Source organism: Phenylobacterium haematophilum, assembly GCF_014196295.1.
Lineage (GTDB): Bacteria > Pseudomonadota > Alphaproteobacteria > Caulobacterales > Caulobacteraceae > Phenylobacterium > Phenylobacterium haematophilum.
The window spans coordinates 1085351-1102417 of record NZ_JACIDK010000001.1 but is presented as its reverse complement, the minus strand read 5'-3'; the positions used below and the strand labels follow the sequence as shown (position 1 = coordinate 1102417).

Annotated in this window: 17 protein-coding genes; 11 read left to right on the top strand and 6 right to left on the bottom strand. The window is 67.0% G+C overall.

Features of this window, described 5'->3' with window-relative positions:
• Positions 1–32: 32 nt before the first annotated feature.
• Positions 33–407 carry a PilZ domain-containing protein gene (locus GGQ61_RS05490; RefSeq protein ID WP_183770424.1) on the top strand — a complete coding sequence of 125 codons (375 nt, stop codon included), beginning with the start codon at positions 33–35 and terminating at the stop codon, positions 405–407.
• Here the strand turns inward: GGQ61_RS05490 and ruvX are convergent.
• Complete coding sequence (ruvX, locus tag GGQ61_RS05485; RefSeq protein ID WP_183770422.1) at positions 404–877, bottom strand: Holliday junction resolvase RuvX; 474 nt, start codon at positions 875–877, stop codon at positions 404–406. The two genes, GGQ61_RS05490 and ruvX, sit on opposite strands and share 4 nt — an antisense overlap.
• A 78-nt stretch (positions 878–955) precedes the next feature.
• Between ruvX and gatC the strand changes: the two genes are divergently transcribed.
• Together gatC and gatA are read left to right on the top strand one after the other, a co-directional pair.
• Positions 956–1243, top strand: coding sequence for an Asp-tRNA(Asn)/Glu-tRNA(Gln) amidotransferase subunit GatC (gatC, locus tag GGQ61_RS05480; RefSeq protein ID WP_183770420.1), 288 nt, complete (start codon positions 956–958; stop codon positions 1241–1243).
• Entirely contained in the window at positions 1243–2715 is a 1473-nt protein-coding gene (gene gatA, locus GGQ61_RS05475; RefSeq protein WP_183770418.1) for an Asp-tRNA(Asn)/Glu-tRNA(Gln) amidotransferase subunit GatA, read from the top strand. The genes gatC and gatA overlap by 1 nt, the downstream gene beginning before the upstream one ends.
• An 81-nt stretch (positions 2716–2796) precedes the next feature.
• Here the strand turns inward: gatA and GGQ61_RS05470 are convergent, their stop codons facing one another.
• Complete coding sequence (locus GGQ61_RS05470; protein ID WP_183770416.1) at positions 2797–3111, bottom strand: hypothetical protein; 315 nt, start codon at positions 3109–3111, stop codon at positions 2797–2799.
• Positions 3112–3234: 123 nt separating this feature from the next.
• Here GGQ61_RS05470 and gatB point away from each other — a divergent pair, with 123 nt between their 5' ends.
• Positions 3235–4731 carry an Asp-tRNA(Asn)/Glu-tRNA(Gln) amidotransferase subunit GatB gene (gatB, locus tag GGQ61_RS05465; RefSeq protein ID WP_183770414.1) on the top strand — a complete coding sequence of 499 codons (1497 nt, stop codon included), beginning with the start codon at positions 3235–3237 and terminating at the stop codon, positions 4729–4731.
• Positions 4732–4776: 45 nt separating this feature from the next.
• On the opposite strand, the gene GGQ61_RS05460 is transcribed toward gatB, so the two are convergent.
• Positions 4777–5292: an RcnB family protein gene (locus GGQ61_RS05460; protein WP_183770412.1), complete on the bottom strand. Its 516-nt coding sequence runs from the start codon at positions 5290–5292 to the stop codon at positions 4777–4779.
• 380 nt (positions 5293–5672) lie between these two features.
• Between GGQ61_RS05460 and GGQ61_RS05455 the strand changes: the two genes are divergently transcribed.
• Both GGQ61_RS05455 and GGQ61_RS05450 read left to right on the top strand, forming a co-directional pair.
• Complete coding sequence (locus GGQ61_RS05455; protein WP_183770410.1) at positions 5673–5939, top strand: sel1 repeat family protein; 267 nt, start codon at positions 5673–5675, stop codon at positions 5937–5939.
• 156 nt (positions 5940–6095) lie between these two features.
• On the top strand, positions 6096–6344 hold the full coding sequence (locus GGQ61_RS05450; RefSeq protein WP_183770408.1) for a hypothetical protein: 249 nt from the start codon (positions 6096–6098) through the stop codon (positions 6342–6344).
• Positions 6345–6635: 291 nt separating this feature from the next.
• Here GGQ61_RS05450 and GGQ61_RS05445 read toward each other — a convergent pair whose 3' ends face one another.
• A complete protein-coding gene (locus tag GGQ61_RS05445) occupies positions 6636–7025 on the bottom strand; it encodes a hypothetical protein (protein ID WP_183770406.1) in 390 nt (129 codons plus the stop codon).
• A 26-nt stretch (positions 7026–7051) separates the two neighbouring features.
• Positions 7052–8170 carry an acyltransferase family protein gene (locus tag GGQ61_RS05440; protein ID WP_183770404.1) on the bottom strand — a complete coding sequence of 373 codons (1119 nt, stop codon included), beginning with the start codon at positions 8168–8170 and terminating at the stop codon, positions 7052–7054.
• An 880-nt stretch (positions 8171–9050) separates the two neighbouring features.
• On the opposite strand from GGQ61_RS05440, the gene GGQ61_RS05435 reads away from it, so the two are divergent.
• The gene (locus GGQ61_RS05435) at positions 9051–9728 is read left to right on the top strand and encodes a glutathione S-transferase family protein (protein WP_183770402.1); all 678 of its coding nucleotides are present in this window, start codon (positions 9051–9053) and stop codon (positions 9726–9728) included.
• Positions 9729–9824: 96 nt separating this feature from the next.
• Positions 9825–12689 carry a beta strand repeat-containing protein gene (locus tag GGQ61_RS05430; RefSeq protein WP_183770399.1) on the top strand — a complete coding sequence of 955 codons (2865 nt, stop codon included), beginning with the start codon at positions 9825–9827 and terminating at the stop codon, positions 12687–12689.
• Positions 12690–12714: 25 nt separating this feature from the next.
• Here GGQ61_RS05430 and GGQ61_RS05425 read toward each other — a convergent pair whose 3' ends face one another.
• Positions 12715–13470 carry a polysaccharide biosynthesis/export family protein gene (locus GGQ61_RS05425; protein WP_246370450.1) on the bottom strand — a complete coding sequence of 252 codons (756 nt, stop codon included), beginning with the start codon at positions 13468–13470 and terminating at the stop codon, positions 12715–12717.
• Positions 13471–13557: 87 nt separating this feature from the next.
• On the opposite strand from GGQ61_RS05425, the gene GGQ61_RS05420 reads away from it, so the two are divergent.
• The 3 genes from GGQ61_RS05420 to GGQ61_RS05410 are packed head-to-tail and all read left to right on the top strand — an operon-like array spanning position 13558 to position 17063.
• Positions 13558–15057, top strand: a complete 1500-nt coding sequence (locus GGQ61_RS05420) for a GumC family protein (RefSeq protein WP_183770396.1) — start codon at positions 13558–13560, stop codon at positions 15055–15057.
• A 48-nt stretch (positions 15058–15105) separates the two neighbouring features.
• Positions 15106–15807 carry a P-loop NTPase family protein gene (locus GGQ61_RS05415; RefSeq protein ID WP_183770393.1) on the top strand — a complete coding sequence of 234 codons (702 nt, stop codon included), beginning with the start codon at positions 15106–15108 and terminating at the stop codon, positions 15805–15807.
• Positions 15804–17063 (top strand): O-antigen ligase family protein, encoded by a 1260-nt coding sequence (locus tag GGQ61_RS05410; RefSeq protein ID WP_343056039.1) that lies wholly within the window; start codon positions 15804–15806, stop codon positions 17061–17063. Before GGQ61_RS05415 ends, GGQ61_RS05410 begins: the two co-directional genes overlap by 4 nt.
• The last annotated feature ends 4 nt before the right edge of the window (positions 17064–17067 follow it).

Below are 17067 nucleotides of genomic sequence, written 5' to 3'. Positions count from 1 at the left end.
ACTCACGATAGGCTCGTTCCGCGGAGTTCCCAATGACACCACCTGATGCGACGTCGCCGATCACCGAACGCTGGTCGCGGGCCAATGGCGGAATCGAGCGGCGGGCCACGCCGCGCGAGCCGGTGCTGCTGCCGGCCCTGCTCATCGAGGAGGACGGTCGCAAACGTCCGTGCGTGATCCTCGATCGGTCCGAGGGCGGACTGCGGATCAACCTGCCGGGCGATGAAGCGGCGCCCGACAGCTTCTGTATCCTAGACTTGGTGACCGGCATGGGACGCGAGGTGCAGGTCGCCTGGCGCAGGCCGCCCGAACTGGGCGTGCGGACGGTGCGGACGTACGATCTCGATCAACCGCAGGAGGGCCTCGGCGAAGTCCTGCGCCAGATCCGGATATCGGTCCTGGGCTAGCCGGCCAGCGCGCTCAGCCGGTCCAGCGCGCCCTGCAGGATCCAGGCGGCGGCCATCTTGTCGACCAGCTCGGCGCGCCGGGCGCGGGTGACGTCGGCCTCTTCTACCAGCACGCGGTTGACCGCCATGGTCGACATCCGTTCGTCCCAGAACGCGATCGGTATGTCCCGCAAACGCAGCAGGTTGCGGGCGAAGGCGCGATTGGACTGGCAGCGCGTCCCCTCGGTCCCGTCCATGTTGACGGGCAGGCCAATGACGATTGCCCCGACCTCGCGCTCGTCGATGAGCGCGAACAGGCGGTTGGCCTCGGCCGTGAACTTGGTCTTGCGGATCAGCTCGAGCGGGGAGGCGACCATGCGGGTGACGTCGGAGACCGCCACGCCGATGGTTTTTTCGCCCAGATCCAGTCCGATCAGGGCGGAATAGCGCGGCAAAAGCGCGGGGAGTTCGGTCAGATCGACGACGGCCATGCCGCTTCTTAGCGGTCATTACTTGTCAAAGGGAGGCCCACGCGGCTAACCCCTGCCTCGAACCATTAGGAGGGCCCCATGGCCATCGACGCCGCGACCGTTCGTAAGGTCGCGAGGCTCGCGCGGATCGCAGAGCCCGAGGACAAGCTGGAGACGCTCGCCAAGGAGCTGACCGGGATCATGACCTGGATCGAGCAACTGGGCGAAGTGGACACCGACGGGGTCGAGCCGATGACCTCGGCCGTGGCCGTGTCGCTGCCGATGCGCGAGGACGTGGTCACCGACGGCGGCGACCCGGCCAAGGTGCTGTCGAATGCGCCCAAGACCGTGGATGGTTTCTTCGTCGTGCCGAAGGTGGTGGAATAATGAGCGCGCTCACCTCGCTGACCCTGAAGGCCGCGCTCGATGGCCTGGCGGACAAGTCGTTCTCCTCGGAAGAGCTGACCAAGGCGCACGTCGAAGTCGTCGCCGCCGCCAAACCGTTGAACGCCTACGTCCTCGAGACTCCGGAAAAGGCCATCGAGATGGCCAAGGCCTCCGACGCCCGCCGGGCGAAGGGCGAGGCCGGCGCCCTGGACGGCGCGCCGCTGGGAATCAAGGATCTGTTCTGCACTGAGGGCGTCCGGTCCACCGCCTGCTCGAAGATTCTGGGCAATTTCGTGCCGACCTACGAGTCGACGGTCACCGCCAACCTGTGGCGTGACGGCGCGGTGATGCTCGGCAAGCTGAACCTTGACGAATTCGCCATGGGCTCGTCGAACGAGACCTCGGCCTTTGGGCCGGTGATCAATCCCTGGCGGTCGGAAGGCTCCAACGCCAATCTGACCCCAGGCGGCTCGTCCGGCGGTTCGGCCGCCGCAGTGGCGGCCGATCTCTGCCTTGGCGCGACGGCGACCGACACCGGCGGTTCGATCCGCCAGCCGGCCGCCTTCACCGGCACGGTCGGCATCAAGCCGACCTACGGCCGCTGCTCGCGCTGGGGCGTGGTGGCCTTCGCCTCGTCGCTCGATCAGGCGGGCCCGATCGCCAAGACCGTCGAGGATGCGGCGATCCTGCTGAAGTCGATGTCGGGCCACGATCCGAAGGACTCGACGAGCCTGGACATCAAGACCCCCGACTTCCCGAGCTTCGTCGGCAAGTCGGTCAAGGGCCTGCGGATCGGCATTCCGAAGGAATATCGCGTCGACGGCATGCCGCCCGAGATCGAGAAGCTGTGGGAGCAGGGGATCGCCTGGCTCAAGGAAGCCGGCTGCGAGATCGTCGAGGTCTCTCTGCCGCACACGAAATACGCCCTGCCGGCCTACTACATCGTCGCACCGGCCGAGGCGTCATCGAACCTCGCGCGCTATGACGGCATGCGCTACGGCCTGCGCGAGGCCGGGGCCAATCTGACCGAGACCTACGAGAACACTCGCGCTGCGGGCTTCGGGGCCGAGGTGAAGCGCCGGATCCTGATCGGCACCTACGTGCTGTCGGCCGGCTATTACGACGCGTACTACGTCAAGGCGCTGAAGGTTCGTCGCCGGATCGCCGACGACTTCGACCAGGCCTTCCAGAAAGTTGATGCTCTGCTGACCCCGACCGCGCCCTCGGCGGCGTTTGGGTTGGGCGAAAACGCCGACGATCCGGTGGCGATGTACCTGAACGACATCTTCACCGTGACAGTGAACCTAGCCGGCCTGCCGGGCATGAGCATCCCGGCCGGCGTCGACGCCAACGGCCTGCCGCTCGGCCTGCAGTTGATCGGCAAGGCGCTCGACGAGGGCACGCTGTTCTCGATCGGGGGGGCGATCGAGAAAGCCGCCGACTTCAAGGCCAAGCCCGCCAAGTGGTGGTAGGGCCCTCAGGCCACGCCAGCGGGCACGAAAAAGGCCCCCGTCCTGTACAAGGGCGGGGGCCTCTTCGTCAGGCGCGGAACCTTACTTCTTCAGCTTGTCCAGGTCGGCCTGCAGAGCGGTCAGCGCGTCGTCGCTGATCGCGCCGCCGCTCATCGGCTGGACCTGCTTAAGGCTCATGCCCTTGAACTGTTCGTAGGCCTCATGGGTGGTCAGACCCGGGAGGTTCTTGTCCAGCGCGGCCTTGCCCTCAGCGGTCGCGGCGATCGTCTCGATCGGTGTGTCGGCGGCCGACAGGGCCGCGGCGTGGCCAGCGTGGGCGTCCTGGGCGAGGGCCGGGGCGGCCATGGCGCCGAGCGAAAGCGACAGACCGACGAGGCCGGCAGTAAACGTTTTCATCATGGTGGGTGTTTCCTCATCCCCAGGTTTGCGGCGCGGATTTCAGCGCCAGTTCCGCCTTTTGCGCAAGGGATTTCGAGGGTCCCGCTTTCGCTCGCGCGCGAGGGGCGCTAGGAAGCGGCCATGACTGATACGTCGAAGCAGATCGCCGGCCGCACCGGCCAATGGGAAATGGTTCTGGGCCTGGAGGTTCATGCTCAGGTCGCCTCGAACGCCAAGCTGTTCTCGGGCGCGGCGGTCGGTTTCGGCGCCGGTCCCAACCAGCAGGTTTCGCTGGTCGACGCGGCCATGCCGGGCATGCTGCCGGTCATCAATAAGCACTGCGTCGAGCAGGCGGTGAAGACGGGCCTCGGCCTCAAGGCGCAGATCAACCTGAAGAGCCACTTCGACCGGAAGAACTACTTCTATCCGGACCTGCCGCAGGGCTATCAGATCAGCCAGTTCAAGGACCCGATCGTCGGCGAGGGCGAGGTCGTCGTTGAACATGACGACGGCACGACCTTCACGGTCGGCATCGAGCGCCTGCACCTGGAGCAGGACGCCGGCAAGAGCCTGCACGACCAGGATCCGAACTCGACCTATGTCGACCTGAACCGCGCCGGCACCGCGCTGATGGAAATCGTCTCGCGGCCGCACATGCGGACGGCCGCCGAGGCCGCGGCCTATGTGAAGAAGCTGCGGACGATACTTGTCTATCTGGGCACCTGCGACGGCGACATGGAGAAGGGCAACCTTCGCGCCGACGTGAACGTCTCGGTCTGCCGTCCCGGCGACTACGAGAAGTTCCGTGAGACCGGGGACTTCAGCCACCTGGGCACGCGCTGCGAGATCAAGAACGTCAACTCGTATCGCTTCATCCAGCAGGCGATTGAGTATGAGGCCCGCCGCCAGATCGAGATTCTCGAGGACGGCGGCAAGATCGACCAGGAAACCCGGCTGTTCGACCCGAACAAGGGCGAGACCCGCTCGATGCGGTCGAAGGAAGAAGCGCACGACTACCGCTACTTCCCCGATCCGGACCTGCTGCCGCTGGAGTTGGATCCGGCCTGGGTCAAAGCCATCGAGGCTGAGCTGCCCGAACTGCCGGACGCCAAGAAGGCGCGCCTGCAGTCGCAGTACGGCCTGTCGGCCTATGACGCCGGCGTGCTGATCACCGAGCAGGCCCGCGCCGATTACTTCGAGGAAGCCGCCAAGGGCCGCGACGCGAAGCTGACCGCCAACTGGGTGACCAACGAGCTGGCCGCCAAGCTGACGGCCGGCAGCCTGGACATCGAAAACAGCCCGCTGAAGCCCGACGCCATCGCCGAGCTGGTGGCGCTGATCGAAGAGGGCGTGATCTCCTCGAAGATCGCCAAGGACGTCTTCGAACGCATGTGGGCCGGCGAAGGCCGCCCGCGTGAGATCGTCGAGAAGCAGGGCCTGCAGCAGGTCTCCGACACCGGCGCGCTCGAGAAGATCATCGAGGAGCTGATCGCCGCCAATCCGGGGCAGGCGGCCTCGGTGAAGGAAAAGCCGCAGGCGATCGGATGGTTCGTCGGCCAGGTCATGAAGGCGACCGGCGGCAAGGCCAACCCCGGCGCCGTCAACGGCCTGCTCAAGGCCAAGCTGGGCATCGAATAGCAAAACGCCCCGGAGAGATCCGGGGCGTTTTTCTTTTCAGATCAGTTAGTTGTTGATGATGTCGAAGATGATGCCCGTGGCCAGGGCGGCCAGCAGGTAGTCATCACCGACCCGGTACCAGGCGTAGCCGCGCGGCGGCTGGCGCAGGTGGTAGCGGTGGTAGTCGTTCACGACATAGCCCCGATAATAGGGCGGCAGATGCGCCCCGCGGCGCCAGGCGGCGTAGCCCGGGCGGTAGTACGGATTGCCGTAATAGGCTTGCGGCGGAGGGCCGTAGTACCAGCGGTTGTTGTAGTAATAGCCGTTGTGGCGGCCGCGATCCCAACCGGCGTGGCGGCCGTTGTCGTGGCGGTCCCAGCGTTCGCCGCGGCGATCCCAGTCGCGGCGATCGTAGCCGCCGCGGCGGTCCCAGTCACGACGGTCGTCATGCCTGTCCCAACGCTGCTCGTGACGGTCGCGGCCGCGGCCGCGATCATCGTCGGCCTGGGCAGCAGTGGCGGCGAACGCCATCGGGCCGGCGACCGCGGCGGCAGCGGCAAGGCTCAAGATCAGGCGTTTCATGGCGGGCCTCCTGGCTCCAATCTTTCGTACTCGATATCGCCAAACCTGACGGTAGACGGCTGAACTTGACCTGAACGGGCCTGTCAGCTTCGCATTGGGCGCCGATAGCTTCGTATTTGGGGCGCGATCGGCAAGTTTTCCGCACGGCCTGCCAGAAACGTGCCGCCGGCCGCAGGCGAGGGGATGCGCGCGGCATTAAGAAACCGGATACGGAGCTTTCCGATCAGTAAAAACTGCGAATAGTCAAAATCCGCTCAGAAAAATCACGGCGTTTTTCGGGTTAACCCTATCTTCAGCGAGCATCGACTTACCTAGGCTCAGGAACGTCGGGATCGGTACCCAGAACGGGGACGGGCCGACGGGGCTAGGGAAACGAAGACATGCTTACGAGCGTGCAAAACGATGGAATGCCGCTGCCGACCGCCGAGTCGACGGGGGACGAGCTGTTCAAAATGGGCCTGCTCTACTCGACCGGCCAGGGCGGAGCGCCGCTGGACTATGTCTCGGCGCACATGCTGTTCAACCTGGCTGCGATGCGCGGCTCGGTCGAGGCCAAGGTCTACCGCAAGGAACTGAGCCAGGAGATGGCGTCGGAAGACGTCGCCGAGGCCCAGCGCCAGGCCCGCGAGTGGCTCGCCCACGGCTGAGGCCGAGCGCAGTCTGCGCGCCGGGCCGGCGTTCAGTCCGGCCAGCCACGCGGCGGCCGGCGTCGATCCGCCGGCGGGCGTTTTTCGGTCAACGGCCTCACTTGACGACGATCAATCGGCTTCTAAATCCTTCAGCCGTTCAGCTTGGAGGTATCAATGAGAACCATTGAAATCGTCCCAGCCGAGGGTGGCTGGATGGTGCGCAGCGACGCCGTCGAGAACGATCTGTTCTTCAAGAGCGGGGCTTCCGCGGAGAGCGCTGCGATCCGGTTGGCGCAGGGCCTTGCCGATGCCGGCGAGCATTCGGATGTGCAAATCTACCTTCGCGACGGCTCGCTGGCGCGGCGCTTCACGGTGCCGTCGATCAAGCGGCTTGAAGACGTGATGGCGCTTGAAATGGCCTGACGGAAGGGCTCGCTCCCTAATCTGGGAGCGGGCTTAGCCCATCCACGCTAGCTGGACTGAGCCAACGACGAGCGCGCTGCTCGCGATCGCGAGGGAACGACACGCGGCGGCGCGAGTTTGAACCACGCTGGGATGTCCCTCCCGGCGATCCCCGAAAGCGCCCCGCTCCGCAGCGAGCCCCCCAGCCGGAGCGGGGACATTCGAGGGGGACGATCCGAAAGACACGGAGACGATCGCGCCGCGCTGGCCGCGGCCGAGACGCCGCTGCGCAGCGTCTGGATCGCAGCGATCCTAGCTGAGTGAAACCCGGTCGAAGCCGCTCTCAGGCCAGGGCTTCCGGACAAGGCCATGACGCCTGTTGCCCTCGCGTTCGGCCAGCACATAGCTGAGGAAATCCTGGGTCACTTCGCCGCCGGCGCCCATAACCTTGATGGTGTAGGCGGTCCCTTCGTAGGCGCCTGTGCGCGCGAACATGAGATACCCCCACCAGCGGGCCTCGTACTCGGTGATCCCGTGTTCAGCATGGGCCGCCTGCAGACTCTCAACGAGCTCAGCCGGCATGTCCGTCATGATCGACCGAATTTCCTCGCCCGTGTGCTGCTTCATGTCCGAGTGATAGCCGCGACGCTCTTCGATTCGCGAGCCTTCCAACTCGCCGGCTCGTGGCGGATCGAATTCCATTCTTCAGCGGCGATGCTCGCGCCCGGTCAGGCCCCCGACGGCGCCGGGCGCAGGCGGGCGACGGTGGCGCGGCCCAGGGTCATGCCTGGGGCTTCGACCAGCCGGTAGAGGACGTAGGAGATCGGGACCAGCACCACCAGGGTGACCAGGCAGGCCGTCGGGAGGTGCACGCCCGAGCCGCCCGGCAGGGCCCGGACGCGGTCGTAGACGCCGGTCGAGCCCAGCAGCGCCAGCACGTGCGGATGTGCAAGGTAGAGGCTGAAGCTGATCTTGCCGAGGAACCGGGTGACCGGCCAGGAGACGGGCGGGCCGTCGCGCCAGGCCAGGGCCAGGCACAGCAGCGCCAGCGGCGCGCCCCAAAGGGTCTGGTAGACCGCGCTGCCCAGCGGCGTGTTCACGAGCGCCCCGAACGCCTCGGCCAGCCAAAGCAGCGCGGCGATCCCGGCGAGGGCGGCGGCGAGCGACGGCCAGAAGCCGCGCGGCGTAGCCGCCTTCCAGACGAAGAAGGCCAGCAGGCCGAAGGCGAAGTAGGGCAGGTTGAAGACGAAGCCGTGCTGGAGGAAGGCGAACGGCACGCCGGGGACGCCGGACAGCACGACGAAATAGGCCACGGCGGCCAGCGAGCTCAGCACCGTGAAGACGATCGCGCTGCGCAGGCCGCGGACCAGGAACAGCACCAGGGGCAGGATCGCATAGAACAGCATCTCGACGCCGATCGGCCACGACGCCAGGGCGATGCCTTCCACGTGGTTCGGCGAAAGCCCGAACAGGAAGGTCAGGTTGAGCAGCATGTCGATGGGGTTATGCAGCGCCCACAGCGGCGGATAGTTCAGCCCCAGCTGGAAGAAGGTCGCCAAATAGTAGAGCGGGGCGATCCGGAACACGCGCCGCAGATAGAACTCCCGCTGCTGGGCGCGATCGCCGAGCCGGCCGAAATAGCCGTAGGCCAGGCTGAAGGCGCTGACCGCGAAGAACAGAGGCACCCCGCGTCCAAGATGCCACTTCAGGGCCATGAGGCTCTGCGGCGGATCGAACTGGGCCAAGTGGATGATGTGGAAAACGATGACCGCGAGGGCTGCATAGGCGCGCAGCGATTCGACGCCGCCCAGATGGGGACGCGAAGCCGGGAACTGGTTTGCGGTCATTGCTGCCTGTCGATTCAACCCTAATTTGCGGGAAGACTACCCGCGGTAGGTTGCTCGGCCAAGGCGTCCGCTCTGCGGCGCGGGCCAATGTCCGTTGGTCACGCCGAAGTCTATGACCGAAATCGACCCTAAGCGGCCCTTTGGGCTAACCCCGCCGTCCAGCGGGCCAGTTCCCGTCGTGATCGGATGCGGATCACTGAAAGCTCAGGAAAACCCGCGAGCGCGCTAGGGTAAGTGCTGCGTTTGAGCGCGTGGCTCCTGACCGCGTGCCTAACCCCGCTCACTGCCCGTGCGAGCGTCATGCGGACGCCGCCCCAAATCATCTCACCGGTCATCCACCATTGTAGATTACGGCGCGACGCGCTCAGCACCGTAGTCGTCCACGGCAGATCTAACCAAACGGCCAATTGAGCCCGTGACCAAAGCAAATCCCTCTGCGCATCGAAATTGCCGTCCAACACCCAGCGTGCTGACGAAGTGGTCGCATCGAGCCAAGCTCTAACTTCTCCCTCCGGCACAGGGGTCCAGTCAGCGCGCCAGTAGACATTGTCAGTCGGGAAGAACGGCAGACCGAACTGGTCCGCGAGTTGCGCAGCAAGCGTTGACTTCCCGGACCCCGAGCAGCCGAGGACAACTATGCGTTCAGGCTTGAGCATACCGGATGGTCGCCCCGCATAGAACCAATGTCCACTCTCCACCCCTCGCAGACTTGGGAGACGTCTGCTCTCGGGCGAGGGCAATGTCCCCTGTGGGGAGCGAAGCCTGTGACCGAAATCGACCCTTAGCAGACGTCCGGTAGGGCTCCGGAAGTCGCTTTGATGGACCGCAAGGCGGCTTTCGGCGAGACGGCGCAAATTCTCTTTGAACAGGAAGCGCGCCCATGGCGACAATAAGGTTCCATTCGCTGGCCGAGAGCGCCTACCTCTGGACGGCGATACATGTCGCCGACGAAAAGGGCGTTGACTACGAGGTGGCGCCGCTGACGCCGGGTTCGCACGAGCACTTGGCGCTTCATCCATTCGGAAAGATGCCCGCGTTTCAGCATGGGGCGGTGTTTCTCTACGAAACTCTAGCGATTGCGCACTACATCGATCGCGCATTCGCCGGTCGACCCCTGCAACCCGTTGACGCCCTTGGCCAGGCCGAGGTCCTGCGCTGGATCAGCGTCATCAATTCCTATGTCTTCCCGACAATGAACCGCTTCATGAAGGAGCGCCTGGTTCGCCCCGCATTCGGCTTTGACCCCGACGAAGCCTTTCTCGCCGAAGCTCGCGCCGGCCTGCTTCTGCAGATGCGCCTGATCGATGAGGCCGTCGCCGTTGGCGGGTTTCTGGTGGGCTCCGAGATGACCCTGGCGGACAGCTTCCTGCTGCCGCAACTTCTCTTCTTCACCCGAACGCCGGAGGGATCGGCTCTGCTCGCGCGGTCATCCGCCGCCTCGGAATGGCTCTCCCGAATGCAGGCCCGACCCAGCTACGCCAAGAGCCCGATGAGCGGGGTGTTCGAGATGTTCCAGCGCCTCAACGTGGAGGACAAACTCCTTTGGGCGGTGGACTAGATCCGGGGACCGATCCGTTTTGTTAACCAGCACCTCCTAGCCCTGGACAACGTCGCAGGACAGCAGGTTGCGGCCCAACAGTACGGACATCGAGTCTTGAGCACGCCTAGCTTTTCCAGCGCCGACGGCTACATCGGCGAAAACTTCTTCACGATACATTTTGACACGGCGTTGGACGCCGCATCTCCGCCGCCGGCGGGAGCTTTCGACGTCCAGATCAACGGCAGCGGCATCTCGGTCACCAGCGTCGCGATCGACAGCGCCGCAAAGACCGTGACATTGGGCTGGTCCGGCTCCCTGTTGCCCGGAGACATTGTCGACGTCATCTACACCGACCCCACTGGCGGTAACGATGCGTTCGCCATTCAGGGCCTCGACGGGGCGGACGCCGCGAGCTTCAGCGACTCGTTCGTCGTCGCCATCACCCGGCCCGGCCCGGCCGCGCCGTCAGCGCCGGACCTGACGAGCGCCAGCGACAGCGGCGCATCCAACACCGACAACATCACCAAGATCGCCACGCCCACCCTCACGGGGACCGCGGGTGCGGGCAACACCGTCAAGCTCTACGACACCGATGGAACGACGCTTCTCGGCACGGCGACCGCCAACGGGGCCGGCGCCTGGAGCATCACCTTGCCCGCCCTTTCACAAGGCGCGCACACACTCAGGGCCGCTCAGACCGACGGCAGCAATCAAACCAGCCCCCTTTCGGCCGGACTGACGATCACCATCGACACCACCGCCCCGAGCACGCCTTCGACGCCGGACCTGGCCAGCGCCAGCGACAGCGGCGTATCGAACAGCGACAACGTCACGAACGTCACGACGCCGACCCTCTCGGGAACGGCCGAGGCGGGCTCCACGGTCACCCTCTACGACACCGACGGGACGACCATGCTCGGCACGACCACGGCGGCTGGCGGGACCTGGTCCATCACAAGTTCGACGCTGAGCGCCGGCAGCCACACGCTCACCGCTAAGGCGACCGACACGGCGGGCAACGTCTCTGCGGCGAGCGCCGCACTGGCGATCACCGTAGACACCGCAGCGCCGACCGGTCTTGGCTTGAGCGCCACATCGATATCGACCAGCGCCGCGACGGCAGGCTCGACGCTGGCGACGCTTTCGGCCACCGACGCCAGCAGCGTCACCTACAGCCTGGCGACCGGCAACGGCTCCAACGACGCCGACAACGGCAGCTTCAGCATCTCGGGCGCGTCGCTGAGGGCAGGCGGCGCCGCTCTCTCGGCGGGAACCTACCATATCTACTTGGCCGCCACCGATGCGGCGGGCAATGTCAGCTACCAGGCGTCGACCATGACGGTCGCCAACGCCCCCGCGGTCAGTTCCATCGTGCGGGCGGGCGGCGCGTCCACCACAGCGCCAGCCGCCGCCTCGTCGGTCAACTACACGGTGACGTTCAACGAGGCCGTCACCGGCGTCGATGGATCGGATTTCACCCTGACCGCCACCGGCACGGCGTCGGGCTCGATCGCCAGCGTCTCCGGCAGCGGCGCGACCTACACCGTGACCGTGAACAGCCTGTCCGGCGACGGCACGCTGAGGCTCGACCTCAATTCCAGCGGCACGGGCATCCTGAACGGGGCGAGCCTCTCTGTCGCCGGCGGTTACACGTCCGGCCAGCCCTACACCCTCGACCATACCGCGCCGGCCACGCCTTCGACGCCGGACCTGGCGAGCGCCAGCGACAGCGGCGCATCGAACACTGACAACATCACCAACGTCACGACGCCGACCCTCACCGGAACGGCCGAGGCGGGCTCCGCCGTCAGCCTCTACGACACTGACGGGACGACCGTGCTCGGCACGACCACGGCGGCTGGCGGGACCTGGTCCATCACAAGTTCGACGCTGAGCGCCGGCAGCCACACGCTCACCGCTAAGGCGACCGACACGGCGGGCAACGTCTCTGCGGCGAGCAACGGACTGGCGATCACCGTAGACACCGCAGCGCCGACCGGTCTTGGCTTGAGCGCCACATCGATATCGACCAGCGCCGCGACGGCAGGCTCGACGCTGGCGACGCTTTCGGCCACCGACGCCAGCAGCGTCACCTACAGCCTGGCGACCGGCAACGGCTCCAACGACGCCGACAACGGCAGCTTCAGCATCTCGGGCGCGTCGCTGAGGGCAGGCGGCGCCGCTCTCTCGGCGGGAACCTACCATATCTACTTGGCCGCCACCGATGCGGCGGGCAATGTCAGCTACCAGGCGTCGACCATCACGGTCGCCAACGCCCCCGTGGTGACCGTAGACGACCCGCCCCCATCGGTTGTCATCACGACGGTCGATGGCGGAACCATCGTGACCGGGAACGCCGACAACAATCTGATCCTCGCTTCGGGCGGCTCCGACACTGTTTCGGCGGGCGGCGGGGCCGACACCGTGATGGGAGGCGTGCATGGCGACCTGCTGCACGGCAATGCAGGACCTGACAGTCTGGCCTCCGGCGCTGGTGACGACCTGGTCTATGGCGGGCAGGGCAACGACATCCTGCAGGGCAACACCGGCGGCGACCTGTTGTTCGGCGACCTGGGCGACGACGTCGTGGTCGGCGGCCAGGGTGACGACACGATCCAGGGCGGACAGGGAGACGACTACATCTCCGGCGACCTCGGTGACGATGTCGCGCGCGGGGGCCAGGGGAACGACATCCTGTTCGGCCGCGACGGGAACGATACGCTGTTCGGCGACCTGGGCTCCGACACCCTGACGGGCGGCGCAGGGGCCGACATTTTCTACGGTTTCGGGGCGGCGGGGATCGACCTCATCACCGACTTCAGCCTGGCGGAAGGCGATCGCATCATGCTCGAGTCCGGAACCCGCTATACGGTCAGCCAGGCGGGAAGCGATGTGCACATCGACATGACGGGCGGCGGTCGTCTGATCCTGGCCGGCGTGGAACTCGGCAGCCTGACCGGGGACTGGATCATAGTCTGACGACGCCCGATCGCTGAATGGCCGTCTATTGGACGGCCTGGGCGCCGAGGGCGTAGCTGAACGACACCGGCAGCAGGTCGCGGAAGTACTGCTGCATGAAGAGCCCGGCATTGGCTGCGCCCGTACGCGGGACGTAGATCACGTCGAAGCGGCGCAGGGGCACGAGGTCGGTCTCGGCGTGACGCAGACCGCGGAGCAGGTCCGCGCGGCGGATCATGCCGCGGCCGTCGGGCCCGCGGCGGATGATGAAGACGGCGCTGGCGTCGGCGCTGGAGCGGAAGCCGCCGGCCTGGATGATCGCACGCAGGGCGTCGGCGTCGCCGTTGAGGTCGATGACGCCAGGATTGCCGACCTCGCCGCCGACGAACACCTTGAGCGGCGCGGCCTTGGCCGAGACCTCGACGTGCGGGCGCAGCAGTTGGGTCGAATAGGCCTGGGCGACGACGCCTTCGAGCTCGGGGATCGTGCGGTCGGCGGCCATGACCGGGCCGACCAGGGGCAGGGTGATCCGTCCATCCGGTTGGACCACCAGGGTCTTGGTCAGCTCAGGGGCCGAGGGCACGGCCACTTCGATCTCGTCGCCGGGATAGAAGCGGTAGTCCGGCTCGTAGTCGGTCCAGGTGGCGTAGGGAATGTTGCTGAACGCCTGCTCGGCCGGCGCGGGCTCGGGCGGATGCCAGCGGCCCATGACGTCGTAGGTCCGCGGCGTCGAGCAGCCCGTCAGGGCTAAGCCCGCGCAGGCGGCGATCATCGGGACAGTGCGGCGGCGCCTCTGAAGCATGGCCGCAAAGGTTAAGGAGAATGGGTAACGGAGTGTTAATCGCGCCCTCGCACGGTCGGCAGGAGTTCGGGGACCGAGATTCTTTCAGTGACGCAGGCCGCGTGGACAGCAACGACGCAAGACGCCGGGCCGGGGTTCGCCTGGGCCGGGCGGCCGCGCTATGCGCTGAGCGACTTCCCGGTGCTGCTGTGGCGGGAGCGCTACCTGATGGCGGCGATCTTCCTGATCCTGTTCGTGCTGGGCGTCGCCGCGGCGCTGACCATGAAGACCAGCTACGAAGCCTATTCGAGCGTGCTGGTGCGGCTGGGCCAGGAGTACGTCTACGAGCCGCGGGCCGGCGACGCCGGACGCGGGGCGGTGCTCGACTCCGACGCGGTCATCCAGTCTGAAATCGAGATCCTCGGCGCCGCGCCGCTGAAGCTGCGGGTGATCGAGCGGCTGGGCCTGTCGCGAACCTATCCGGACCTGGCCGAGAAGTACGCCAAGGCGACGCCGGCCGAGAAGAAGACCATCATGAGCATGGCCATCCGGGCCATCGAGCAGAACCTGAAGATCGAGACTGCGCCGGACACGCCGATCGTGCGGATCGGGTTCAGCCACAAGGACCCGCAGGCGGCGGCGCTGATCCTCAACACCCTGCTCGAAGAGTACCTGATCTATCGCCGTACGGTGCTGGTCGACCCGAGCGCTCCGGCGCTGGAGCAGCAGCGCCAGCTGTTCGAGACGCGGCTGGCCGACGCTGACGCCGCCTATGAGGAGTTCCTGACCAGCAACCGGATCGGGGACTTCGTCGCCGAGAAGGCCTCGCTGTCGCAGCTGCAGGCTCAGATCGAGCAGCAGAAGTACCAGACCGACGCCCAGCTGCAGGACCGCATCGGCCGGCTGGCCAGCCTGAACGCCCAGCTCGGCCAGGTGTCGCGCGAGGTCGGGATCTATCGCGACATCTCGAGCGCCCCGGGCGAGAAGCTGGTGGGCCTGAAGGTCCAACGCGAGGAGCTGCTGTCGCGCTATCGCGCCGACGCGCGGCCGGTGCAGGAGCTGGACGCGCAGATCGCCCAGCTGGAAGCGGGGATGGCCGCGGGCCGGACCCTGGGCGAGGGAGCCAAGCGGATCGGGGTCAATCCCGTCTTCCAGACCCTGCAGACCGAGAAGATCCAGCTGACGTCGGAGGTTGGGGCGCTGCGCCGCTCGCAGGCCGAGCTGGCCGACCAGATCAACCGGCTGACCGAGCGGCGGCTGAAGCTGACGGCGCTGGAGCCGCGGTTCCAGGAGCTGTCGCTGAACCGCGACGTGCTGCAGACCAACGTCCGCGAGTTCACCGTCAAGGAAGAACAGAACCGCGCGGCCCAGGAGATCGCGGCCCGCTCGAACGACAACATCCGCATCGTCCAGCGCGCCATCCCGCCGATCAAGGGCAAGAGCCTGCGCAAGCCGGTGGTGGTGCTGGCCTTCCTGTTCGCGGGCTTCACGGCCCTCTGCGCCGGGCTGCTGGCGATGTTCCTGCGCCCCGGACTGCCGACCCCGCAGTCGGCCTCGCGCACCCTGGACCTGCCGGTGCTGGGCGCTGCGCCCTTGAAGGCGCAGTGAAGCGCGGATTGCGCTAGCCTGCGCTCAATTGGGCGGCGCGATTCGAGCATGGTCGATCTGAGTTCCGAGATGGCCGATCTGTGGGCGTCCCTTGGGTCGCCCGCGGCCGGCCGCTCGCGCGTCATCCAGATCACCGCCGCGCGGACCGGGGAGGGCGCCTCCACCGTCGCCCGCGAGCTGGCCCACTATGCGGCGCGCAAGGCCGGTCGCTCAGTGTGGCTGGTCGACCTGGACCTGGTGACCGCCGCCCAGCACGCGGCGCTATCGGCGCAGAGCGGCCGCTATGGCGAGCTCAGCGGCCCGGTGCAGGCCAGCCCCGACGGATCGGCCTTCTTCACCGTCGAGCCGCCGGCCCAGACCGCCGACGGGGAGATCTGGCCGGACGGCGGGTATCTGGCCGCGCACCGTGTCGGCTCGGCCCGCTGGTGGGTGACGCGGTTCCAGCGCGAGCGGCTGGTCGGCCGCCAGAGCGTGCGGCTGGTCCCGACCGCCGACTACTGGAACGCGCTGCGCCGCTTCGCCGAGGTGATCATCGTCGACGGGCCCGCGCCCGACCGCTCGCGCGCGGCGCTGGCGCTGGCCCCGTTCATGGACCAGACGGTGCTGGTGGTCTCGGCCGACCAGGCCGACGTGCGCGCCCCGGCCCAGCTGCGCGACGCCATCATTGGGGCCGGCGGGCAGGTGACGGGCCTGTTCTTCAACCGCGGCGTGGTCGAGGTTCCGAAGTTCATGAAGGCGCTGCTGCCGTGACCCAGGCCCTGGCCGGCGGCGGGGCGATGGCTCCGGCGGCGCCGCGCCTGACCGCATGGCGGCTGCTGACCCTGGTCGCTTCGGCCGGGATCTTCCTGATCTACAGCCAATTCTGGGTGTTTCCGCTGCTGGGCGACGCCGGCAATCCGGCCGCCAGCGGGCTGATCCGGGCGCTCTACCTGCCGGCCTATGGGGCCGCGGCGCTACTGCTGCTGCTGAGCCCGCGGGCGACGCTGCTGGCCCTGTTGCGCCAGCCGTTCCTGCTGGCGATCTGCCTGGCCTCGACCCTGTGGTCGATCGCGCCCGACAAGACGCTGACCCGGGTGGTGGCGCTGGGCTTCACGACCCTGGGCGGGGTGGCGCTGGCCGCGCGCTATCGATGGGCGAGCCTGCTGGAGATCCTGGCGGCCTCTTTCGCTTTCCTGACCCTGACAGCGATCGCCGTCTCGGTGGCGTTCCCGTCGATCGGGGTGATGAGCGAGCTGTTCCCCGGCGCCTGGCGCGGGGTGTGGCCGGAGAAGAACGCCCTGGGCGGGATCATGGCGCTGGGCTTCATCGTGCTGACCGCCGCAGCGGTGCTGAACCCGCGCAGGGCGGTGGTTTGGCTGCCGTTCGCGGGCCTGGCGCTGCTGCTGGTGCTGATGTCGACCTCGAAGACCTCGCTGGTCTCGCTGATGCTGGGGCTGGGCGGGATCGCCTTCGTGGCGCTGATCCGCCGGCATCCGGCCTCGGGGGTGGCGACGATCTGGCTGGCGGCGCTGGCCGTGGCGATGGTCGCCGGGCTGTTCCTGTTCGCGGCCGACCTGTTCTTCGAGGTGCTGGGCAAGGACGCGACCCTGACCGGTCGGACCAAGATCTGGGACGCGGCCATGGCGCAGATCCGGCTGCGGCCGTGGACCGGCTACGGCTATGGGGTGATCTGGGAGTCCAAGGGCGCCTGGAGCCCGATGTCCCACATCGTCAAGAGCGCCGGCTTCACCCCGATCCACGCCCACAGCGCCTGGATCGAGCAGTGGATCGGGCTGGGGGTGTTCGGGCTGGCGGCGTTCGCGCTGATGTACGTGCAGACGCTGATGCTGGCGGTGGTGGCGCTGTTCCGCGACAAGGGCGCGTACTTCGCGGTGCCGTTCCTGATCGTCTACACGCTGATGACCCTGACCGAGAGCATCGCGGTGACGTTCCACGACTTCCGCTGGATGATGTTCGTGATGGTGGCGACCAAGCTGGTCTGGCCCGACCGGGAAGTGCGGGAGTAGGGGG